This is a genomic window from Candidatus Omnitrophota bacterium (genome assembly GCA_025453395.1).
Taxonomy (GTDB): domain Bacteria; phylum Omnitrophota; class Gorgyraeia; order Gygaellales; family Profunditerraquicolaceae; genus JAlOQK01.
Genome location: JALOQK010000002.1, coordinates 63,639 through 86,356, shown reverse-complemented (window position 1 = coordinate 86,356; position 22,718 = coordinate 63,639). Strand labels below are relative to the sequence as shown.

The following is a 22,718-nucleotide window of genomic DNA, read 5'->3' as shown; positions in this document are numbered from 1 at the left end:
TCTAATTGTTTTCTTTCAGGACAAAGAATCCCCTATTGGTGCGCACTAAACAATCGCCCTTTAAATCTTTTACCACTTTATGGTAATCTTCCAGATTTTTTATAGGCAGTTTATTTATTTCCAAGATTACATCCCCGGGGATAAGATCTGCCTGATCTGCCGGGGAGCCCGGCTGGATATTAACGATAACCACATCCTTTTTTTCTTTATCCTGCTGGACTGAAATCCCGCGCCATTTTTCCTCTTCTGCGGGAACTGCCTCTTGCGCTTGCTCTTCTTTATCCAAAATAGGGCGCTCGCCTACCACAACATCAAGAGACATCGGTTTCTTGTCGCGAATAAGCTCTAATTTTACTGTCTTGCCCGGCTCAAGCGCGCCGGCCACATCAAGCAAGACCCGCACATTATTCACCGGCTTGCCGGCTACAGCCTTAATCACATCCCCTGCCTTAAGCCCGGCTTTTTCCGCTGGGGCGTTTTCCATGACCTTAGCGACTAATGCGCCGTTTGCGTCAGGCAAACCAAAATGCGTCACCAAATCCTCTTTTAAATCCTGCACGCTTATCCCCAGCCAACCGTAAACTATTTTCTTGCCCTCAATCAACCGGGCAAGTATTTTCTGCGCCTTGTTAGAAGCAACAGCAAATCCTATGCCCTGATAGCCGCCACTGGTTGAAAAGATCGCCACATTAATTCCCACAACTTCGCCCTTTAAATTTACCAATGGCCCGCCGGAATTCCCCGGATTAATCGCGGCGTCAGTCTGGATTAAATCATTGTAATCCCGGTCTTGGCCGGACATGGTCCTTCCTAAAGAACGATGCAGCGCGCTTATTACTCCTGTAGTTACCGTAGGCTCGGGGTTTTGCATCACAAAAGCATAAGGGTTGCCTATCGCCACCACCCATTCCCCAATTCTTAAACTATCGGAACTGCCTAATTTCGCGTAAGGGATATTCTTGCCGGCGCTAATCTTGATTACCGCCAAATCCGAGCGCACATCCTGGCCTTTCAACTCTGCCTTAAACTCTCTGCCGTCGGACAAGGTAACAGTGATCTTATCCGCGCCGCTAATCACATGCTCATTGGTTAAAATAAAACCGTCTTCGCTTATGATTACTCCCGAGCCTAGCCCTTTTTGTTTAAATTCTCTTTCCGGCATATCCCCGAAAAAATCCTCAAAGAAACGATCAAAGAATTCTTCCTGGCCTTGCCCGTACTGATTATTACCGAAAGGGCGGTTAAAATAAAACCTGCGGCTGGACTTTCCCGGAACACCGATCTTCTCGGTTTTTTCGGTGCTTATAGATACTACCGCTTTACCAACGGTGCTGGCAACATTGATAACCGCATCCTGCAGGCTAAACTGGCCTTGCGCAGAATTTACCGCCGGCAGATTCTGAGCTTGAACATTTAGAAAACTAAGGACAGAAAATACTGCAAAATAAAGGAATATTTTATTTTTCATTTTCTCCTCACTGTTTTAGATAGCTAAAAACTTAAAGCTAAAAGCGTAAAACTATAACGCAAAATTAAAAACTTTTGAATTTTGAATTATAACTTTTAGTTTTTCGCTTTACACTTTACGCTACAAAGATATTCTCTTCCTGACTTCCTTCTCAATATCATCCGCGATCTTGGACTTTTCCCTTAACAGCTTAATTGCCGCGTCACGGCCCTGCCCCAGTTTCTCTCCGGCAAAAGAAAGCCAAGTGCCGGATTTCTCCACGATCTCTAAATTCACTGCCGCGTCCAAAATGGTATTTACCTTGGCTATTCCTTCGTTATGCAGCGTCTCAAATTCCGCCTCTCTAAAAGGAGGGGCGACTTTATTCTTAACTACCCTTGCCCTGACGCGGTTACCGACTACTTGTTCGCCGAGTTTTAAAGTCTGGATCCTTCTTAAGTCAAGCCTGACCGAAGAATAAAACTTTAAGGCTCTGCCTCCGGGAGTAGTTTCCGGAGAGCCAAACATTACCCCGATCTTCTCGCGCAGCTGGTTAATGAAAATAACACAGGTGCGGGATTTAGAGATAGCCGCGGTAAGTTTTCTTAAAGCCTGCGACATAAGCCGCGCCTGCAGCCCCACATGCGAATCACCCATCTCGCCTTCAATTTCCGCCCTGGGAGTTAAAGCCGCCACTGAATCTATGACCACTAAATCCACGGCATTGGAGCGCACCAGGGTCTCGGCAATCTCCAGCGCCTGCTCACCGGTGTCAGGCTGGGAAATCAAAAGATCATCCAGATTAATACCCACGACTTTGGCATATGTGGAATCAAAGGCATGCTCCGCGTCAATAAAAGCCGCCACCCCGCCTTTTTTCTGGATCTCTTTAATTACGCTTAAAGTAAGAGTCGTTTTACCAGAAGCCTCTGGCCCAAAAATCTCAATGACCCTTCCTCTTGGCAGGCCTCCAACACCTAAAGCTAAATCTAAAGTCAGGGCTCCGGTAGGGATAGCCTCCACATCAAAGCGGGTTTCGCTTCCCATTTTCATAATTGAACCTTTGCCAAACTGTTTCTCAATCTGGGCAAGCGCCAGCTCCAGCGCCTTTTGACGATTGGATAATTCTTTGGCCTCTTCCTTCTTGTGCTCTTCTTTCTTATGCTCTTCTTTTTTCTTTTCCGCGCTCATTTAAATCCTCCATTTTATTATGATAATAGCAATACAAGAGTTCTATTATAAGACAGCTCTTGGTCCCTGTCAAAGCAAAAAACAGCTGCAAGTTGTATGCTCAGCTTAAAGCTTAAAGCTAAAAACTATAATTAAAAATTCAAAACTTATTCTTACCTTTTAAGGTCAAAATACTCGCTGCTAGTATATTTGCTAATTCTTGAGTTTCAACCAAAAGATACCCTAATTGAGGATTACCTACTTTCCTAGCATCTTTTAATAAACTCAACCAATACAAACTCTCATTAGCAGATTTAAGAGAATAACTGAAGAAATTAGTAAAATCTCTCTTTGAGCTTGAGGCCTGTGCTTCAATAATATTTGCTCCTATAGAAGTAGCTGACCTTAATAGTTGCTTCAAAATAACCTGGGTTGATGTATCTTTGGGTAATATATCCAGAAACTCAATTATTTTTACAGAATACTGATATGCCCTATCTTTTAATTTCAAATTCTGGCTGTTCATTTCTCTCTTTCTGTTTTTAATTTTAAATTATACTTTTACATTTTTCGCTTTACACTTTTCGCTACCGTCATTTACTCATACCAGACAATCCGGGATTTGGTATTATTTGGATTTGGGATTTAACTTGACACTTTAATGGTAGACATAAAAAACCTCCTCTCTTACGCTATTAGACGCAAAAAAGAAGGCAATCTTACAAATAAATGCATAAATTTATCTATGCAGGCTATATTGGAATGATTAGTTACAAATACATGTAAACGTATTAGTACCTCCATTTATAGTAGGATTACAGGTTCCGATAAAACCACCATTTTTTACACATAAAATACTAGAACCAACCGGACCGGGTGGGGGGAAAGGGAATTGGACTGTACTCATAACTCTAAGTTGATCAGTTTGCAGGCCATTCATGATATTAGCACCATTATTAATTACGGCATTACCCTGAATTATAGCAGCACCATTCACCTCCAACTTTGCTACCGGAGCTGTTATCCCAATACCAACATTTCCTTCTACTATTAAATTACTATCCGCAACAGAAGAAGTTGGCAAAGTACTTTCTTTTATATAGGTAGCTCCAATTACCATTTTCTTTGAACGCAGTTCCGCGTATGAGCCATAGGGGCTGGGATAATAAGTTGTAACCGTAATCTGTTCCTCTAAAGCAAAAACTATTGCCGGAAGAATAAAAATAACAACCAGACAGAACAATCTTTTAAACATATCAGCCTCCTTGTAAGCTGTAAGCTAAAAACTAAGAGCTAAAAGCCATAATTAAAAATTCAAAACCTTAAAAACTAAAAACTTAAAGCGCAAAGCGTAAAACTATAGCGTAAAATTTAAAATTTTAAGTTTTGAATTATGGTTTTGCATTTTTCGCTCTACGCTTATAGCTTATAGCTTGCAAACACTCATTCTTAAGCTTATTAGGCGCAACTTTTATTATTTTATTATACAAATTTTCCTTGGAATCCACAAGCACTTTTATGTAATTTGAAGTATGCCCCTGCCAAAATTCGCTTGCGCCTTTAACCTTGCCCTCTATTAGAACATCCATCGGCTTATTTAAGAATTTACGTAAGTATTTCTTGGCTTGATTAGAGTTTACTGCCTCAAGCATGCGGCATTTTTCTTTTACTTCTTCTAAATCAACTTGCGTTTTATATTTTAGGTAGCTTTGCGTGCCTGGCCGCGGCGAATACGGAAAGATATGCACCTTAAGAGGATTTATTTCTTTTATCAATTTTACAGTATTCTGAAAATTCTCTTTTGTTTCGCCGGGAAACCCCACTAAACAATCGGTAGTAATGGCAATGCCGGGGATATTCTTGCGGATTTTCTTAACTAACCGCAAAAAATCTTTGCTGCTGTAACGCCGGCGCATTTTCTTTAGAATACTATCATCTCCGCTTTGTAACGGAATATGCAAATGCCGGCATAAAACCGAAGAATTCTTGATAACTTTTATTAGATCATCTTTTATATCTTGCGGCTCAATGGAGCTTAATCTTAAACGCAGCAACCCAGGGATTTTCTCTAAAGTGCTTACTAATTTTGCCAAATCCTGATAAGAGCCCAGGCAAATGCCGGTTAAAACAATTTCCTTATAGCCATTGGCCGAAAGCCTCTCGGCTTCGGAAATGATCTGATTAAAATCCCGGCTTTGAGAACGCCCGCGCACCAAAGGCACTTTACAATACGAACAGAAATAATTACAGCCGTCTTGCACTTTTAAGAAAGCGCGGGTATGGTTTTTAAAATATGAAATGGATTGGGAAATCTTATTTTTGTCTTTATTCTTAATAATGGAATCAACCTGGCAGGCTTGTTTAATTTTATCCGCGTCTAATTCAGTCAAACACCCGGTAACAATAATTTTAGCCTTTGGATTTTCCTTGCGCAGGCGGCGGATAATATTAAGCGATTGGCTGTCAGCCTTGGAAGTTACCGTACAGGTATTAATAACATAGACATTTGCTTTAGCGCTACCTTCTTTCTCGCTAAAACCATTATTCAAAAAGTATTCTCTTATGCTCTGTGTTTCGTATTGGTTGGCCTTACAGCCGAGGGTATAAAATTTAATGGTCTTTTTCATAAATAAGCTAAAAGCGTAAAGCGAAAAGCGAAAAGCTATAGCGTAAAATTAAAAATTTTGAATTTTGGATTATCGTTTTACGCTTTGCGCTTTTAATTTTTAGCTAACACGCGTTACTAAGCTTTATATAACTTACCACCGCAATCGCCGCGGTATCCACCCTAAGGGTAGTTTCTCCCAGGGAAACCGCAACACAGGAATTTTCTAAGGCCAAATTTATTTCCCGCGCGGAAAAATCACCTTCTGGACCGATAAAAACAAGAATCCTCTTGTGCTTATCCGGGGAAAAAACATCTTTTAGGAATTTGGGGCGATTGGCTAAATTAGCAATGACCTTAAGGTCAAAAGCATTGTTTTCTTTAAGCGCCTCATCCACGGTTTTAATCTCTTCTACAACCGGTATGATATTCCTCTGGCTTTGGAGGCTGGCGCTTTTAGCGATCCTTTGCCAGCGCGCGACTTTTTCCTTTTGCCTTTGTTTGTCCATGCGCCCGATCACATGGTCGCTGGCTAACGGAATAATCTTCTCTACACCAAGCTGAGTAAGCTTATCCACAATTTCATCCATCTTGGCTTTTTTGGGAATAGCGCAACAAACCGTAATCTTAAGTAACTGCTCTTTTGAGGGCATCAAAGCTTGCTTAATAAAAAACTGGGCCTTTTCTTCATCCACAGATTCCAGACAGGCTTTAAATTCATCGGATTTTTCACTAAAAATAACTGCTTCGTCTTTTGGCTTCATGCGCAAGACATCTTTTATATGATGAAGCGTATCTTTGTCACTAATGCATATTTTATTATTCCTGATATTCTCCGAAGGGCAGAAAAATCTTCTCATATTAGGCTACTCCTTAAACACCTGCGCGGTAAAAATATAAAGTTCGGTTTGCGGATCTTTCCAAGCGCTAGGCGCAAGGCCTGCCTTCTGCTGGCACAACTCTGACAAAAATTCCTCTTTTGTCCATCCGGTCTCTGTAGCAACTTGAGGCAAGAATACTCCATTGTGGCCATCGCGCTTAACGATTACTCCGTGTTTCCCCAATTGAATTTCTTCTGCGGAAGCGACTCTCTGCGGAACAGATAAAACTGAAATTTCAATATCTATATCCTTTAGTTCTGCTTCCTCAACTGGAGAAAAACGATAATCCTGGGTGCTGGCGGCAATTGCCATGTCCCTTACCGTCAGATAAAGCGGTTTTCCGCCGATGATATTACCGATACATCCGCGAAGCTTGCCCTTATTATGCAAAGTTACAAAAGACCCCATTGGCTTGGATAAATCCGGGTCAGTTTCTTTGATTTCTTCTGCCTTCTTGCCTTTAAAATGTTCTATTATTGCCTGACGGGCAATCTGAAGCAACCGCTTTTGCTGTTTTGTGTCTAACATATTTTCACCCTCCGGTTTAGCGCTTATAACGGACGCGGCATATCCTACGGACCATACGCCTTTTTCTTTCTTAGAAATAACCTCGGTTGAATTAGTGTATTTTAAAACTTCTAAATCTTTAAAACCCTTTGCCTTGGCCAACTTTAAGGCAACCACTATCGGAAAGGCCCCGCAGGCCTGAAATTTACCGTCACGCACGCCATAATAAAACGCTTCGTCATCCATCTTAAGCAAAGCATCTAAAGTAGCGCGGTCGGTTTTCTCCGTAAGATGATAATTATAACTGTGGCAAAGGTCGCTTGAAACTACCACCAAAACATCATCCCTTGCTCCAATTGCCGCGCTTAAAAAATCTGAAAGCTTCTGACAGGCGCCCAAAGTGCAATCACCCATAGCAATGGGAACAATCTTAAAATCTACCAATGTCTTTTGTAAGAATGGAAGCTGTACCTCAACAGAATGTTCTTTTTCAAAGGCCTTAGGATCAAAGATTATTTCCGGGTTTTGATTTAAAAGCTTAGCGGTAAAATCACTGTCAACTGGGACATCGCCTAAGGCAGTGCGAAAAACCCCGGATGGATAAACTGAAACACCCGCAAAAGAATAAAAGTGGCTGGGGCCGATTATAATCACTGTTTTATAAGGCGTGCCCTCTACAAGCTTATAGGAAAAGGCGGCGGTGCCAGCAGAAAAGCCGTATCCTGCGTGCGGGGCAATAATGGCAAGAATTCTACCCTCTGGCGTTTTAGGATTTGCATCTTTAAGGCAGGCATCTATCATGTCGGATAATTGCTTGGGGTCATCCGGATAAAATCCTCCTGCGGCATCGGGAAGTTTTACTTCTTGGGCAAAAGAGATGTTTAGGAATAATAAAGATAAAATAAAAAAAATGTGACGCATAGGGATTAGATGGGTCGTGGCGTCGCACTGACTTGCCACTACGCTATTATCTGCTCCGACTCATAAACGCTCCGAAAATTTCCTTACGTAAATTTTCGGGCATTCGTCGGAGTTAATTCGCCCATAAAACTTACGTCGCTATCGCTTCCGTAAGTTTTGGGCTCATTAAGTGGAGCTGAGCGGGATCGAACCGCTGGCCTCCTCGTTGCGAACGAGGCGCTCTCCCAACTGAGCTACAGCCCCAATTTAATCAATTTATCACTTAAAATCCGCTCAATATAGAAAACAATATAACATAAGGCATAAGTTCAGTCAAATTATATCAGCTTTCAGCTATCAGCTATCAGCTTTCAGCTATCAGCCAAATACATAAAAGTTAGACGATTTTTGTCTTATATAGCGTAAAATGTAAAGCGAAAAACGCCTGCCTTGCCGGCAGGCAGGTAAAACTATAGCGTAAAATTAAAAATTTTGAATTTTGGATTATCGATTTACGCTTTGCGCTTTTAGTTTTGCGCTTTTCTAATGGGTAGAAACCGAGGGCATCTTCATGCGGGTTTCCATGGTAATGCAGGGATTTTCCGATGTGCCGTCAGGCGGAGAAGCAAGCGCCGGATCCCAACAAGAAGTAATCCTAACGCTAAAATAATTTTGATTCAAACGTTGATCAGAAGGGTCATTTATCATCGGCTTATCAGGCACAAATACTTTTACCTTCCGGGCGATAATGTAATTAGCAGGTAAAGCTGCCCAGGAAGCAGGAAAACTGCAAGAATTACAATCCGTATCAGCGCACTTCTCACAATAACGTATTTGATAACTATTTGGATAACCCTGAGGAATGTAAAGATACGCTGCCCAGTTTCCCGGAACAGCATAATCATTATCATTAGCTAAAAACCTTATTACTTGCCCCCCTGCAGAAGCGCTTGCCGTAATTGCTAAAACCTTGCCCGCGCCAGAAGCAACCTCATTGCCCCGCGCCTTGCCTATTTCTTTAGTCATATGCTCTAAAGTATAAGATACTTCATTCTGCAGCTTAGATCTTCTGTCACTGGATAAAGCGTTGTGATTAATAAAAGTATTGATACTTGTTAAGGCGGCTAAAACAATACTCATGATAAGCAGGCTCATCAATAATTCCAAAAGAGTAACTGACCTATTAGGGTTAATCTTCATTTTGGCTCTGTCCACTTTATTTTTGTGACTACCCGGCGCAACCCTCCCGGATTTACGGGATCAACAGCGTCCACTACAGAAGTCACATTATATGTTACCCCGGAAAAAGTTGTTGAATAGGAAGGAGCAGCTCCATCATATAGCTGGTTACTTGCGGTATTCCATGAATCCTGGCGCACAAACCCATGTAATTGATCAATATAGTATTTGGATAACTGCGCTGCCTGCAAACGGGAACGGGAATGCTCTATGAACCCGCGGGAACTTACAAAAACAGCAACCAGCCCTCCGACGGTAATGGCGATAATCAAAACCGCGATTAAGATTTCAAGTAAGGTCATGGCTTTATTCTTCATATAATTCTACCCATAATAATAAAGGGGGCATCTTACGATACCCCCTTTATTTGTTTAAACTAACAAAACTTTAATAACATGTCCCCGAATCACTGGGTTCATCATCACCTTGAGTCATCTTATAGGTGCACGCTGCTCTTGCGGCCTGCGCGTCAAATTCAGAAATAGCAGGATTAGTAGTTGAAGTAATACTATATCCCCAAGCGTTGTTTGATTGAGGGATGGCAAGCTTTAGCATACTATTAATGTAAGCTAAATCATTAGCTGCCCTAGCTGGAACAGCATTTCCTGGAATAAGATACAGCCCTGTTTCCATACGGTAGATTCTCTCTGCCGCGGCAATAAGCTTCAAGGTCGCCCTTGCCTCTTTGCCCAGAGCCCTTTCCCGGACATTGGTGTAATTAACCAAACCTAAGCTTACCAAAATCCCCACAATCACAACCACTATGACGATTTCAAGTAGCGTGTAACCACGCGATTTCATACTCATCCATTGATTACCAATCGTTTCCACCTGCTCCATCTACACTAAGCGAAATTACAGAAGTAGTGCCAGTTACAGGATCCTTACCGCCCGAGGCACATCTCATTGCATAACAGGTACCAGGAACAGTGCCACCAGTAGCATCACAAAAATATTCAAAATAGAAATTAGCATTAGTACAAGTGTGATCGCCAGTACCGGTTGCAGCAGGTAAACCAGATTGCAAATCACCTATTGCCGCGTAGGCAGTACTATGCTCCTGATGATAAGCCATCTGCAAAGTACGCAACATACCCAAATTCGTGCGCGCTTCAGCTCTTCTGCCTTTTTCAATCATATTAACATACTGCACAAACCCCAATGTTGCCAAAACCCCGATGATGATGATAACTACAATTAATTCCAACAGCGTAAAACCTTTTTTCATAACTACTCCTTTCTTATGTTAATTTCTATTTTATTATAACGTTTACCTAAAATATATTTTAACCTTAAATTCTTTGTTGTCAATACCTTAATTAACCTTTTACCTTTACCCGCCAATCCTGCTTATGCTAAATATTGGCAAGAACATCCCGATAACAATAACCCCGATAATCACCCCCATCACAATAAGCATGATCGGCTCAAACATAGAAGCAAAACGGGTCAAGAATGTCTCCACATATTCCTGGTAAAAAAGATTTATTTTCTTGAACATCTGCGGCAGTTCTCCTATTTCTTCTCCGATAGCCACCATTTGAATCACCATCGGCTCAAAGAAATTACTTTTCTCAAGAGGATAACTTAAAGGCTTGCCGTCTCTGACATCTTCTTTAATTTGATGGATAATATCCGCCATAACTAAGTTGCCCACGCTATGCTCGGCAATTTCAAGCGAATAAAGTATCGGCACTCCGCTTTCCACAAGCGTTGACATCTCTGAAGAAAACCGCTCCACCACCAGCCCCTTGATAAAATCCCCGAAAATCGGAGATTTAAAAAGAAGCTCTTCATACTGCCTGCGGCCTTTTCTGGTTTTGAGGTATTTTCTTAAAAGATACCCGCCTAATACAGCTACGACGATAATAAATAGGAAACTATGCCGCAGGCCTTCACTAAAAGATATAAGGACCTTAGTAAGAAAAGGAAGCTCCACATTAAACCCCTTAAACAACTCGGCGAAAGTGGGGATTATTTTAAGGGTTAGAAATAATAGCGCGCCTAAGCCGGCAACCATAAGAATAATAGGATACAGAAGAGCGGAGATTATCCTTCTTCTAAAGGCGGCGTTTCTTTCAAGGTATCCTGCCAAACGCGAAAGCACCATTGCCAAGTTACCGCTTGCCTCTCCACTTTCTACCAGGTTAACCCAAAGTTCAGAAAAAACCTGCGGATGCCGAGAGAGCGCTTCGTGCAGGCTTAAACCTGCCTGCATATCCGAAGAAACCTTTTTCAATACTTTATATAAACCCCGGCTTGAAATCTGCAGGCAAATTATATCAACACTTTTTAGAATAGTTACGCCTGCTCCTAAAAGCGTGGCCAACTGCCGGCAAAAAAGCACCAAGTCATCGCCTGAAACCCCGTAATGCTTAAACTTACCTCTACTTGTAGGAGTTTTATCCGCCTGCAACCCTGCGGCAGATTGCTTGCTTTCATGCACAAGGCCTACCACTAGAAAACCTTTTGCCTGAAGCCGGCTTACTACATCTTCCTCATTGGTGCCTTCTTCAGTGCCGCTATGCTTTACCCCTCTTGAATCGCGCACAGTATAGAAAAATTTTGCCATAATTTATTCCTTTTATTCTAGTAGTCAGCGGCAATAGCAACTGAAAGCGCCTCTTCCAAAGAAGTAAGCCCCATCTCCACTTTCTTGATCGCGGAATCATACAAAGTCTGCATGCCGGCTTTTTTAGCGGCATCGCGGATCTTCTGATAGGGGACCCCTTCATTAATCAAAGTTTTTAATTCATCATTGGTATTCATTACCTCTGCCACAGATATCCTGCCCTTGTAGCCGATTTGAGCGCACTTGGAACAGCCTCTTGGCTTATAAATAAGCTCGGCGGTAAGCTTAAATTTCTTAACCTGCTCCGGGGTAGGCTCATAAGCTTCTTTACAGTCCGGACAGAGCCTGCGGATAAGCCTTTGGGCGACGATTAAAAGAAGAGACGGCGCCAAAAGATACGACTCAATCCCGATGTCCATAAGCCGGCTTACTGCTGAAGGCGCGTCATTGGTGTGAAGGGTGCTTAAAACCAAGTGCCCGGTTAATGCCGAGCGGATACAAATCTGCGCGGTCTCTAAATCGCGCACCTCGCCCACCAGCATGATATCCGGGTCCTGCCTTAGAAAAGAGCGAAGCGCGTTTGCGAAATTTAAGCCGATTTCCGGCTTTACCTGCACTTGATTTATGCCCTCTATTTTATACTCAACCGGGTCTTCAATAGTGATTATATTCTTGGAGGGGCTTTTGATTTCGTTTAAAAGCGCGTAGAGCGTTGTGGTCTTGCCGCTTCCAGTGGGGCCGGTAAGAAAAATCAGGCCATAGGGCATAGCGGCAGCTGCGCGCACCGCCTCCAGCTGTTTGGCGTCCATACCTAAAACATTTAAATCCAGAACTACAGAGCCTCGGTCCAGGATTCTTAAAACAATCTTTTCTCCGTAGATAGTAGGAATTGTAGAAATTCTTAGATCTACAACCCTGTCCTCCATTTTTACCAGAAACGTGCCGTCTTGCGGCAATCTTTTCTCGGCAATATCCATTTTACTTAATATTTTAATACGCGAGATGATCGGCAAGTGCAGGTATTTTGCCGGAGGGGGGATTTCATAGAGCTTGCCGTCAATGCGATAACGAAGGGAAATCCTGTCCTTAAACGGCTCAATATGAATATCCGATGCGCGCTCATCTATGGCCTGACGAATAATCAAATCCACCAGCTTTACAACTGGCGCCTCTTCAGCGCGGGCAACTAATTTATCTAAGCTTAATTCTTCATCCGCAAGGTCAATTGTGTTCACCCTATTATCTTGGGACTGGTCATCATAAGTATCCTGAACCGCGCGGTTTAACATCCCGGTCTTGCCATAGAATTCTTCTATTGATTTTAAAATATCAGAACGAGTGGCAATTACCGGATTGATGTCACATCCGGTAAGCTTTTTAAGATTGTCTATTAAGATTAGATCCAGCGGGTCAACCATAGCTACACTTAGAGAATTAAGCGTGCGCGAAAGCGGGATAACCAGGTTTTTTAAAGCAAAATCCTGCGAGATAAGCCTTTCAAGCCCCTGATCGACCGACGGCTTTAACATCCCGGTACCAAAGGTAAAAAAAGGTATGCCTAACTGCTTGCCCAAAACCACCACAAACTGCTCTTCTTTGATCATGCCTTCGCGGATCAAAAGTTCCCCCATGCGCCCGCCCTCCTGCCGCTGGATAATAATGATCTTCTCAAGCTGGGCAGGAGTAATCAGGCCCTCTTTAACCAGAAGCTCGCCTAACCTTAAATATTTTTCTTTGGGCATACTGTTTATTTTAGCAGGGATCACCTTTTCTTCTTTTCAAAGGCATTCAGGCTTGCGGTAATAATCGCCTCGCGTTTATTGCCAGGGGCCCCTAACGCAGAGCCGGTTTGCTTAACTTGCGCGTTGGCAAGCTGGGTGCTTGCGTCTTTAACGATGTGTGGAGTGATAAAAACAAGCAGTTCTCTTTCCTTGTCCTTGGAAATATTTTTATGGCGGAACAAAGCCCCTAAAACCGGAATATCCCCTAAAAACGGCAGCTTAGTGATAGTTTCTGTTTTTTCTTTACGGATAAGCCCTCCCAAAACTACGGTTTCTCCATCTTGGATCCTGACTACAGATTTAGTGCTTCTTTCTTCCGGGTCGCGGTAAGTATAAACAGTATTACCTTCGGTTATGCTATTGCCGGCAATAGCCTCGCTTACCTTAGGATTAACAAACATGGTAATTTCACCGGTTTTAAAGTTGACCTGTGGAGTTACCCTCAAGATTACGCCGGTTTCATATCTTTCCGCTTCTTTGGTAGTAGTGCTTGTGGAGCTATTGCCGGTATTAGTAGTAGAATTAATAATGCCCACAGATTCCTGGGTAGAGATCTTTATTTCCGCGGTTTCATTGTCTAAAGTCAAGATCTTAGGCCGCGCAAGAAATTTAGTATCGGTCTGGGATTTTAGAAAATCTAAGACCACCTGATAAGTGCTAATATCAGAGCCATCATTGCCGCTATTTACTTCAAAAGACCCAAAACCAGTTTTCTGCCCGGTGCCGAACGGGCTGCCTGAAGGAAATTTAGAGAGAAATGTCCCGCCTTTAAAAAGCGCGTTTAAAGTCATGGGCGACTGCCCGTATTTTACACCCAAAGCTTCGCTCAAGTTTTTATTCACGTCCAACATCTCCACTTCCAAAAGCACCTGCGGCACTGAAACATCCAGGGCATTCACAAGCTGAATAATATTGGGCATATTCTTAGGCACATCCGTAACAATAATGCTGTTGGTGCGGATATCTTCCATAACTGAACCATTCTCAGTAACTATCTTGGCTACCGCCGCGGCAATGCCTGAAGATCCTCCTGCGGCTGCCCCTGCCGTAGTAGAAACACTGCTTTTTTCGCGGTTAAAAGCTGACCCTGAAACCGTGGCATATTTAAGCGGAAAAACCTTGGTTTCGGTTTCAGTCTTGGGCTTTCCCAGGTCCTTGACGATAAAAATATTGGATTCCCTGTCCAGCTCATAAACAAGATTATTAGCGGTAAAAATCTTATCCATGGCGTCTTTAACCCCAACCTTATCCATATAAAGGGTCACTTTTCTGTCTTGCACGTTTTCCGAGGCGATAAAATTAAGCCCGGACTGCACAGAGAAAATCTTTAGAATATCTTTTAAAGAGGCATTCTGGAAATCCATGGAGATAAAAATATTAGGATTGTCAAACGGGATATCCATTTGCGCGTTTAACCCCGAAGGCGCGAAAATAAGCGCGAGGATAAAAAATAAGCTTATATATGATTTCCGGCGGTTATTCATTTGTGCCTCCCTCTTTTTTCTTTTTGGATATGCCGCTTCCGGATGCCGGAGCGGAAATATGAAACTGTGCCCCCTGATAGAAAATATCTATACCCTCTTTTGTAATATCCAAAATATGCGCATCCTGTATAATGTCGCCTTTTTTGACTACTTTATCATTAACTATCGCCTGCGGAGTAGCGGCCCCCCAAACCACGCCCTGTATGACTAAATCCGGAGGGATTATCTCTTCCTCCTGGTATTTCTTTGTTTCTTTAGTTTCTTCTTTCTCCTGGCGCTGTAATCTGAAAGGATCTCTATAATTGGCAGCTTTATATTCAGCCGCCGGCCGCTTAACATCATAGGCCTTTTCCTCTTTTTCTTCGTCGCCTTCAATAAGTTTCTTCATAGTGTTAGAAGTAGTATTGGCAAAAACAGTGGAACCTATCCCCAAAATTATGCAAAATAATATAATTTCATTTATAAAATTTAATTTGACCGGATATTTTCCCATATCTTAACCTTTAATTTACCAAAACAATTGTGCTTAAGGAAATCTCCACAAAAACCCTACCCACCCGTCTTTGCACGCCTGATCCTTCGGGGCTTAAAGACACGCTTTCTACCGTAAAGACATTTTTATTGCTCTCAAGATAGCTTATGAATCTGGCAATATCATGGTAGCTGCCTGCGGAGCATCTTATATCAAATAAGTATTTCTTGAAAAAAGAGTATTTGTTTTCTCCTGAAGGACGCATAGAATCAATCTCAATATCCGACTCCCGCGCGATATCGCCAATAACATCCAGAATGCCGGTGATCTCTTTGCTATTAAGATATTTGCGGTAGGCGTTTATTTCTTTTTCTTTTTCCTCAAGGCTTGCCAGCACCTTATTCTTGCTTTTTTCTTCTTCAATGCTTTTCTTTAAAGCATCTATATCCTGATTGCTCTTTATATAAATTTTAAAACCAATAATCGCGGCAATAGCCAAAACCACTATATTGATCAGGTAATCTTTATATTTGCTTGCATCTTTTACCGGCATAAAACCCTCTGTTCTAACCTTTTAATAAAAGATTAAATTTTGTGACTTCGGCCTTTTCCATTGTAGCATGGTCTATATAGGTAATAGACATTTCCTTAAAAACCCTGCTCAAAGACGGATCCTGCTTTAAGGCTGCCAAAAAGGCGTTAACTTCCTTGCGCTCTTTGTCGCTATCGCCTAAGAAAACAATCCCGTCAATGTTTACTTCTGTGCTATTTTCACCTTTTCTGTAATTTATGCGCGTAAGCATTATATCATCCGGGATAAGCCGCGGCAGGACATCCAGGGTATCCGTAAGATATAGCTGCTGCATCACTGCTTTGTGCAAAGCATTAATTTTATTTTTGCTCTCCTGCTCCATATCAACTAAACTCTGCAAAGTGGCGCTTGGGCCCACACTGGGTAACTGAGGCCTCAAAGAGATCACCGTATCAAGGTCATGCCTTACGGGAAACTGCTGGTATTGCCCCAAGCCCCAAATCCCCAAACAAGCTAATACGCCTATTGCGATAAACTTTGGGTCAACCTGAAAATCGCTGAAGAACGCGCCGAAATCAAGTTGATCTTCAATTTCTCTTTCTTTCTGCGTAAAAGCCTTGGACTTAGCCGAGATTATATTTACCTTAATATTGTCCTTGATGCATTTCATGATCGCGGTGCCATAACATTTTATAAAACTTAAGCTGTAATGCCTGGCCTTTCCGATATACCTATGGCTGTCCACAAAAACAGCCGGGACAAGCATCTCTTTAAGCAATAGTTCCAGATCATGCCGCTGTTCATCATTGCACAAGAAAAGCATCTTCTGGATTTTGCGTGACTGAAATTTCCGGTTATAATAATCCAGAGAAATCCTGATCTCTGTCTTTAATTTCTCTATTATCTGCGGCATGGACATTTCAGTTTTTCTGGTCAAGTCCTCGCTAACCGACGAAAGAGTAATATCCCTGCTAAAAAGCGGGAATCCATCCTCGACAACCGTGAAATTAATCTCTTCATCTTCAGAAAAATCCATGCTCAATACGCCTACTATCCCTTTTTGCATAAGATTAGTCAGGCGCATGAACCTTAAGAGGCTAAAACCCCCATATTCAATATTAATAAGCTTTAACCCCAGCTGCTCCACCACCGCCAAGTATTTATTCAAAGATTCTTTTTTAATGCCTGTATATAATACATTGTTCTTGCGGTTGGCGCGGTCAAATTTGACCTGAAAATCCGATACCAGATCTTCAGTCTTAAAGGGGATGTACTTCTTGACTTCAAAATTAACCACGCTGGCAAGTTCACCAGCAGGAAGAACGGGCGTTTCAAAGGTGCGGATTATCATATCTTGCCCAGACAATGACATAATCGCTTCTTTGGCTTCAATTTTGTTGCGGCGTAATTCTTCTTTTAAGAAAGCCACGATCTTAACTTCTTCGGGGACCTTTTCTTCCAGATCTTTCCCGGAAATAAGCGCGCGTGGGATATTGATCTGTTTAATGATCTTTTTCCCTTTTACCTCTATTAAAGCTATAAGGCTTGTGCCAAAATAAATCCCTAATGAATTGGCCATTATTTATCTCCTGTTGTAGATAAACGCCGTCTGCTCCTAAGCCAGGCGTCTACCTCGCGGCGGTCAAATCTCCAGACCCCGCCAACCTTAATACCTGAAATCTTTCTTTCGTGCAGCCAATTATAAATCGTCTGCTTCTTTAATTTCAGATATTCTGCTAACTCATCAATGTCTATAAGTCTTGGCATATAATCCCTATGTATTCTGCTTTATTCTTATTCAAATAACAGTGGAGTTCATTAAAACATCAAAAACTTATTTTGTCAAGTGTTTTTTTATGCAGACTTACTTGGACTTACTTATAGCAGTATACTCCGCCGGAAAAGATGACTAACAGAAATACGATAGATTTACTTAGACTTACTTAGACTTAATTATAGGTATACTCTGCGGTAGAATAGATGCAGAGATTATTTGAGACAGGGCAGGTTTTACCCGCACAGGTGGCGCCTGCGGGGCAAAGAATAATTTTTACTCTTTTATCCTTTATGCAAACGGGGAAATTATTATCATCTACCCGGCACTTTGGATTTGAATTACCTTCTGGGCAATCGCTAGATGACAAATGCCCACTTCTTAAGCTATCATAAGCATAAACCACCCCTGCCATGGCAGCATACTGGGCCTGGATCCTGCTTACTTGATGATGGGAAAGGCGGGAGTGGCTTCTTAGAATAGATAACATAACCTGCGCCAAGATCACCGCGATAAGCACAATAAATAAGGTAACAAGCAGCACGCTTGATCTTTGGAGATGGACCCTAATCATTTTTCCTTAAGCACACGGTATAGCCGCTTCCTTGCGATTGCACAAGGACATGACCCTCACGGGCAAGCCAACCTAAACTCATCAGCACATTATCACGAGATTTATCTATGCCCTTGACAAGATTTTCCAAAGAAACCTCTCCGTGCTGGTCAAGGAAATGCCAGATATCTCCGGCAATAATTCCGATTTCAGTGATCATTAAAATTCCTCCTTATCTTTCGTGAAGAATCCCTTTGATATTGGTTTTATTATAAGCTACTTCGAGCGGACGCGTCAACTATTTTTTATTATAATTGCCGCAACGCGGGCAGATAGATATAAACTCTTCTTTAGTATTAACATAAGTGTACGTGCAAACAGAACAAAACCAGATATATTTCTCCTCCAGAGAAAGCACGCGTTTCTTAGGGGCCTTATTCCAAAGCCAGAAAACCAGGGACACAACCGTGAAAAGCAAACAATACAAGCCAAGCGCTAATGAAAAATCCAAAGTGAACATTACTTAGCCCCCAATTCTATCTTTACCTTATGCCAAACACCGGACGAGATTTTATCCTGCTGGGTAGAAAGATACTGGCTTATATAACGCGCGCACAAAAGGTCCATCTCCAAATCCCCGGAAGAGATCTTCCGCCTTACGGTAATAAAGCCGGCCATCTGTCTGGGGGTAACCATATACTCCAATTCAATGTGCGCCTTTTGCTGATTGCGGAAATAAATACCGAAGTAATGCGGCAGCTGCGGATACAGTATTACTGTTGAAGTCTGAATCTTTCTTTTATATGGGCAAGAGGCTGATCCTGAAAGCCCTGCAAAAGATTTATTAGAGCTAAAAATAAGTCCCTGCTTAACTGCGGGTTTTAGGTGGTAGTTATTTAAAAAGTTTTCCGCGTTTTCCATTCTTGGCGCGGGGACAAAATAATGGGATTTCAAGAAAGCTTTCTTTACATCCAGATAGGGGCGCTTAACTTCAGCTGCCAAATCATATCTATTAAGTATGCCCCCAAAAGAAGAAACATTAAAACCTCTTAAATCAACCGGAATTCTGCCGAATGAAAATGAAAAAGCGGCAAAAACAAAAATGTGGCCTGCCAATGAAAAAATAAAACTTTTTCTGGAACAAAGGCAAACGCTCATTCCTGATTGGTGGCGATATTAATCTGGGTTATCCCGCCGTCTCTGGCCATGTCCCAAATCTCAACTATCCTGCCTAAAGATGCCCTTCTGTCGGATTTAATCAACACAGAATTGTTCTTGGAACTGGCGCGCTTAAATATATTCTTTAGCTCCGCTAAGGTAACTACTTTCCCGTCTAAGTAAACCACATTTTCATTAGAAACAACTATGTCGATATTTTCCGCCTTCAGTGTCTCGCTTGTCACCGCCTTAGGCAGGTTTACCTTGATCCCCGGCTGTATCACGAAACTTGAAGTAAGCATGAAAAATATAAGAAGCTGGAAAACAACATCTATAAGCGGGGCTATATCTATCTGCTTAAGCCCATGCTCTAATTTCATATGTTTTCTAAAGCGCATAGTTAAACCTTTCTATAGACTTTGTGAATGCGTACTTTGCCTTCAGATAGGCAAAGGTACGCATAGCGGCCTTTTATTCGGTTAAGAAATTTACCAATTCCGTGGCCGCTTTTTCCATTTCAAAAATAAAATTGTTTACCTTATTGACCAGATAGTTGTAAGCGACAAACGCCGGTATCGCCACGATCAACCCTGCCACAGTAGTAAGAAGCGCTTCCCAAATCCCCCCTGCCAGGTCTCCAGGAGACACAGGATGAAAACTTGTAGCCTTAGCTTGGATAGTCTGAAAGCACCTGACCATTCCGGTAACTGTCCCTAAAAGCCCTAAAAGCGGGGATATATGCGCGATAGTGGCTAACGCGGAAAGGTTCTTTTCCAGCCGCGGCATTTCATGCAAAGAAGCGTCTTCAATGGCCTCTTTGATCTGGGCCCTGGGGCGGTCATATTTCAGGATGCCGGCTTTTAAAATATTAGTAACCGGGCTTTCCGTCTTATCGCAGATTTCCAGCGCCTCCTTGACCTGATGATGCTTCATCTTATCCAAGATGCCTTTTAAGATACCCTCTTCGTCTATCTTCATCCGGCGCAGGTCCCAAAGCTTTTCCAGAATAATAGCCAAGGCAAAGATAGAACACAGAAGTATCGGCCACATTACCGGGCCGCCAGCCAAAAAGATATTCCATAGGCTCATTTTATACAATTCCATATTACTGCTCCTTTTTTAGATATTGTTTATTGATAAAACCTATTCTTTCATCGGCATATTTGCTTTCATCCACATTCATCGCGGATATTTTTTTGTAAGTGCTGACTGCCTGCTCAAAATCTTCCTTATTCTCGTAAATGGCCGCTACCCTTAAAAGCGCCTTTAGGCTTAATTTTACATCATCGGGATACAAATAAGCCAGCTTCAAATATTCTTCAATAGCCTGGTCATACCTGCCTCTTACTTCATCAATCTCGGCTATTTTAAACTGGATTGAGGCCATCTCGCTTGAAGGGACCACCTCCTGGCTCTTATGGTAGAAATTCACCGCCTCATCGTAATTACCCTGGTCCTGATAGCCTTGAGCGATCTTAGGATAAACAAGGCCTGAAAGATTGGGATAATCTTGCAAGACCTGGTTGTAGGCCTTAACCGCCGTTTCAGTCTTTTTTTCTTTCAAATAAAGGTCTGCTATGGCTACTGAAGCGGTGGCAGATAATTCAGATTTGCCAAACTCTACGACCTTTTGAAAATTCTTAATCGCTTCGTCGTAATTGCCTTCCTGGTCATAAATGGCGCCTAACGCATAGTAAGCATTGGGGGCTAAACTTGCTTTAGGAAAATCCTGGGTCAATGAAGCAAAATAGCGCTTAGCCATATTCAAGTCATTATTGCGGTAATAATATTCCGCCAGCCACCAAACCACTTCCGAGGTAAGCGATGAATCCGGGTATTTTGTGCGCAAGGCATTAAAACGCTGCATTGCCTCTTTCTCGTCGCCCAGATGGTACAAGCAATCCGCTATTTGATATTCTGATTTTTGAAGAAGCTGGATATCCTGATTGTAAACGCGAATAATATTCTTAAATACCTCTATCGCTTCATTGTAAGAGCCCAGGTTATACAGGCTTACTGCCCATAAATACATTGCCTGAGAAGCTAATGGGCTGTCTTTAAATTCATCTTGGAACTTAGAGAAAATTTCTTTGCTGGCCTGATAATTTTCACGCTGGAAATAACTTAAACCCAAAGCATAAGAAGCATCATCAAGAAGTTTGGAATCCGGATACTTGCTTTTCAGGTTCTGGAAAACAACCGCCGCGGAATCGTAATTAGAAGTTTTTAACATAGTCAGGCCCAGCTGATATTGCACATAATCCTCATAGAAACTTCCCCGGTAATCTTTAAGTATGCTATTATAGGCTTCCTGCGCTTTTGCGTAGTCACCCTGCTCAAAATAAGCATCTCCTATTTGGCACAGCGCGGAGACTTTGATCGTCTTATCTTCGCTTTGTTTAACTATCCTCTGGAACTGGCCTATGGCTGCCTTGAATTTTCCTTCTTTAAGATAGGCCCAGGCAAAACCATAATGAAATTTATCGCTTATGTCGCTTGAGAGGCCTTCTGGCAATTTCCCCTGCGCCTCCTGATAAACATCAACCGCACCCTTATAATCCCCCAAGTTATACAAGGCATCGGCTTTTCCTATATACCCCTGGATAAGCACTACCGGATCAGAAGCCTCCAGAATAAGCTTGTCGTAAATATCCCTTGCCTGGCCATATTCTTCTGTCTCTATCATAAGAATGCCTTTGGCAAGATACAAGGCATTTTGGCTGGCTTTCTCAAGCTTATCAAAAGGGATGCTTTCTAAAACCTCTTTTGCCTCTTTGTATTTTTTTAATTTAAGATACGCCCATCCCATGCCCAGCTTAGATAAACCTTGCATCTTATCGTCGCCTGATAAAGATAAAACCTTCTGGTAAGCCTCGAGAGAAGCGGCAAAATCGCCTAAATAATAATCTGATTCTGCCAGATAAAAATACAGGTAACCAGACTTAGCGCTATCTTTGGAGTACGACTTGACATTCGCGTCAATTTTCTCCTTAAGAAGCCTGTAATCTTTTAAGTTATATAAACATTCGAATATTTTAAAACTTGCCTCCCTCCAGAAAGTATCCTGGGGGAATTTTTCTTCAACAGTTTTAAAATAAGAAAGGGCACTCTTATATTCCTGAGCCTGAAAATCGCACCAACCAAGCGAATAATACGCCAATCCCAGATATTTGGAATTAGGATAGCCATCCACGATCTGTTTATAATAAGAGGATGCCTTGATAAAATCATTTCCCCGGAAATGCACTTCCGCTATCCAGTAAATTATCTCATCTTTAACCTCGGATGCAAAAGGCTGCTGTATAAGCCATTCAAATTTCTGCAAAGCAGCAATAAAATCGTTTTTATAGAAATACGACTGCCCGATGATAAGGTGGGCTTTGGCCAGCTTGGCAGATTGCGGATAATTCTTGAGGAACCTTTCTGACAACTCCAAAGAAACGTCATAAAATCCGTCTTCCAAAGCTCTTTTGGCGACAAAAAGCGCCTCTTCTTCTTTGTCTTCGGAGTTTTGAGCTTGAGTCTGGGCATAAGAAGCTACGCAGTATACACTAGAAAATAGAAACACCCCTAGAGTGATTAATATATTTATTATAAAATTCTTTCTTTTCATTTTTAATTTAATCTTCTTACTTTTGACTTT

25 protein-coding genes and 1 tRNA gene are annotated in these 22,718 nt (G+C 42.0%); all 26 read right to left on the bottom strand.

Translation table 11 applies throughout. The annotated features are described in order from the left end of the window. Position 1: 1 nt before the first annotated feature. Positions 2-1,468 carry a Do family serine endopeptidase gene (locus tag MUF05_01555; protein MCU0665767.1) on the bottom strand — a complete coding sequence of 489 codons (1,467 nt, stop codon included), beginning with the start codon at positions 1,466-1,468 and terminating at the stop codon, positions 2-4. 120 nt (positions 1,469-1,588) lie between these two features. After that, positions 1,589-2,551: a recombinase RecA gene (gene recA, locus MUF05_01550; protein MCU0665766.1), complete on the bottom strand. Its 963-nt coding sequence runs from the start codon at positions 2,549-2,551 to the stop codon at positions 1,589-1,591. Between the two features lie 226 nt (positions 2,552-2,777). After that, the gene (locus tag MUF05_01545; GenBank protein ID MCU0665765.1) at positions 2,778-3,143 is read right to left on the bottom strand and encodes a four helix bundle protein; all 366 of its coding nucleotides are present in this window, start codon (positions 3,141-3,143) and stop codon (positions 2,778-2,780) included. A gap of 240 nt (positions 3,144-3,383) precedes the next feature. Next, the gene (locus tag MUF05_01540; GenBank protein ID MCU0665764.1) at positions 3,384-3,872 is read right to left on the bottom strand and encodes a hypothetical protein; all 489 of its coding nucleotides are present in this window, start codon (positions 3,870-3,872) and stop codon (positions 3,384-3,386) included. A gap of 136 nt (positions 3,873-4,008) precedes the next feature. Beyond that, complete coding sequence (locus MUF05_01535) at positions 4,009-5,244, bottom strand: MiaB/RimO family radical SAM methylthiotransferase (GenBank protein ID MCU0665763.1); 1,236 nt, start codon at positions 5,242-5,244, stop codon at positions 4,009-4,011. A 103-nt stretch (positions 5,245-5,347) separates the two neighbouring features. Continuing rightward, positions 5,348-6,082, bottom strand: a complete 735-nt coding sequence (locus tag MUF05_01530; GenBank protein ID MCU0665762.1) for a 16S rRNA (uracil(1498)-N(3))-methyltransferase — start codon at positions 6,080-6,082, stop codon at positions 5,348-5,350. Between the two features lie 6 nt (positions 6,083-6,088). Further along, the gene (gene amrB / locus MUF05_01525) at positions 6,089-7,531 is read right to left on the bottom strand and encodes an AmmeMemoRadiSam system protein B (protein ID MCU0665761.1); all 1,443 of its coding nucleotides are present in this window, start codon (positions 7,529-7,531) and stop codon (positions 6,089-6,091) included. Positions 7,532-7,701: 170 nt separating this feature from the next. After that, a tRNA-Ala gene (locus tag MUF05_01520) sits at positions 7,702-7,774 on the bottom strand. Positions 7,775-8,053: 279 nt separating this feature from the next. Beyond that, positions 8,054-8,710, bottom strand: coding sequence for a prepilin-type N-terminal cleavage/methylation domain-containing protein (locus MUF05_01515; GenBank protein ID MCU0665760.1), 657 nt, complete (start codon positions 8,708-8,710; stop codon positions 8,054-8,056). Next, entirely contained in the window at positions 8,707-9,066 is a 360-nt protein-coding gene (locus MUF05_01510; GenBank protein MCU0665759.1) for a hypothetical protein, read from the bottom strand. Before MUF05_01510 ends, MUF05_01515 begins: the two co-directional genes overlap by 4 nt. A 70-nt stretch (positions 9,067-9,136) precedes the next feature. Continuing rightward, positions 9,137-9,580: a prepilin-type N-terminal cleavage/methylation domain-containing protein gene (locus MUF05_01505; protein ID MCU0665758.1), complete on the bottom strand. Its 444-nt coding sequence runs from the start codon at positions 9,578-9,580 to the stop codon at positions 9,137-9,139. Continuing rightward, a complete protein-coding gene (locus MUF05_01500) occupies positions 9,564-9,977 on the bottom strand; it encodes a type IV pilin-like G/H family protein (protein ID MCU0665757.1) in 414 nt (137 codons plus the stop codon). Before MUF05_01500 ends, MUF05_01505 begins: the two co-directional genes overlap by 17 nt. 105 nt (positions 9,978-10,082) lie before the next feature. Further along, positions 10,083-11,321 (bottom strand): type II secretion system F family protein, encoded by a 1,239-nt coding sequence (locus MUF05_01495; GenBank protein MCU0665756.1) that lies wholly within the window; start codon positions 11,319-11,321, stop codon positions 10,083-10,085. A 17-nt stretch (positions 11,322-11,338) separates the two neighbouring features. Continuing rightward, entirely contained in the window at positions 11,339-13,087 is a 1,749-nt protein-coding gene (gene tadA / locus MUF05_01490) for a Flp pilus assembly complex ATPase component TadA (GenBank protein MCU0665755.1), read from the bottom strand. Next, a complete protein-coding gene (locus tag MUF05_01485; protein MCU0665754.1) occupies positions 13,084-14,586 on the bottom strand; it encodes a hypothetical protein in 1,503 nt (500 codons plus the stop codon). The genes tadA and MUF05_01485 overlap by 4 nt, the downstream gene beginning before the upstream one ends. Beyond that, a complete protein-coding gene (locus MUF05_01480; GenBank protein MCU0665753.1) occupies positions 14,579-15,079 on the bottom strand; it encodes a hypothetical protein in 501 nt (166 codons plus the stop codon). The genes MUF05_01485 and MUF05_01480 overlap by 8 nt, the downstream gene beginning before the upstream one ends. Before the next feature lie 10 nt (positions 15,080-15,089). Then, positions 15,090-15,611 (bottom strand): type 4a pilus biogenesis protein PilO, encoded by a 522-nt coding sequence (locus tag MUF05_01475; protein MCU0665752.1) that lies wholly within the window; start codon positions 15,609-15,611, stop codon positions 15,090-15,092. Between the two features lie 13 nt (positions 15,612-15,624). Continuing rightward, positions 15,625-17,169 (bottom strand): pilus assembly protein PilM, encoded by a 1,545-nt coding sequence (gene pilM / locus MUF05_01470; GenBank protein MCU0665751.1) that lies wholly within the window; start codon positions 17,167-17,169, stop codon positions 15,625-15,627. Next, positions 17,169-17,357 (bottom strand): helix-turn-helix domain-containing protein, encoded by a 189-nt coding sequence (locus MUF05_01465; GenBank protein ID MCU0665750.1) that lies wholly within the window; start codon positions 17,355-17,357, stop codon positions 17,169-17,171. The genes pilM and MUF05_01465 overlap by 1 nt, the downstream gene beginning before the upstream one ends. 182 nt (positions 17,358-17,539) lie before the next feature. After that, entirely contained in the window at positions 17,540-17,938 is a 399-nt protein-coding gene (locus tag MUF05_01460; GenBank protein ID MCU0665749.1) for a hypothetical protein, read from the bottom strand. Further along, positions 17,931-18,137: a winged helix-turn-helix domain-containing protein gene (locus tag MUF05_01455; protein ID MCU0665748.1), complete on the bottom strand. Its 207-nt coding sequence runs from the start codon at positions 18,135-18,137 to the stop codon at positions 17,931-17,933. Before MUF05_01455 ends, MUF05_01460 begins: the two co-directional genes overlap by 8 nt. A 78-nt stretch (positions 18,138-18,215) precedes the next feature. Beyond that, on the bottom strand, positions 18,216-18,437 hold the full coding sequence (locus MUF05_01450; protein MCU0665747.1) for a hypothetical protein: 222 nt from the start codon (positions 18,435-18,437) through the stop codon (positions 18,216-18,218). Continuing rightward, entirely contained in the window at positions 18,437-19,075 is a 639-nt protein-coding gene (locus MUF05_01445) for a hypothetical protein (GenBank protein MCU0665746.1), read from the bottom strand. Before MUF05_01445 ends, MUF05_01450 begins: the two co-directional genes overlap by 1 nt. After that, positions 19,072-19,473, bottom strand: a complete 402-nt coding sequence (locus tag MUF05_01440) for a biopolymer transporter ExbD (protein MCU0665745.1) — start codon at positions 19,471-19,473, stop codon at positions 19,072-19,074. The genes MUF05_01445 and MUF05_01440 overlap by 4 nt, the downstream gene beginning before the upstream one ends. Before the next feature lie 73 nt (positions 19,474-19,546). Further along, positions 19,547-20,179: a MotA/TolQ/ExbB proton channel family protein gene (locus MUF05_01435; protein ID MCU0665744.1), complete on the bottom strand. Its 633-nt coding sequence runs from the start codon at positions 20,177-20,179 to the stop codon at positions 19,547-19,549. Between the two features lies 1 nt (position 20,180). Then, positions 20,181-22,688: a tetratricopeptide repeat protein gene (locus tag MUF05_01430; GenBank protein ID MCU0665743.1), complete on the bottom strand. Its 2,508-nt coding sequence runs from the start codon at positions 22,686-22,688 to the stop codon at positions 20,181-20,183. Positions 22,689-22,718 lie beyond the last annotated feature (30 nt).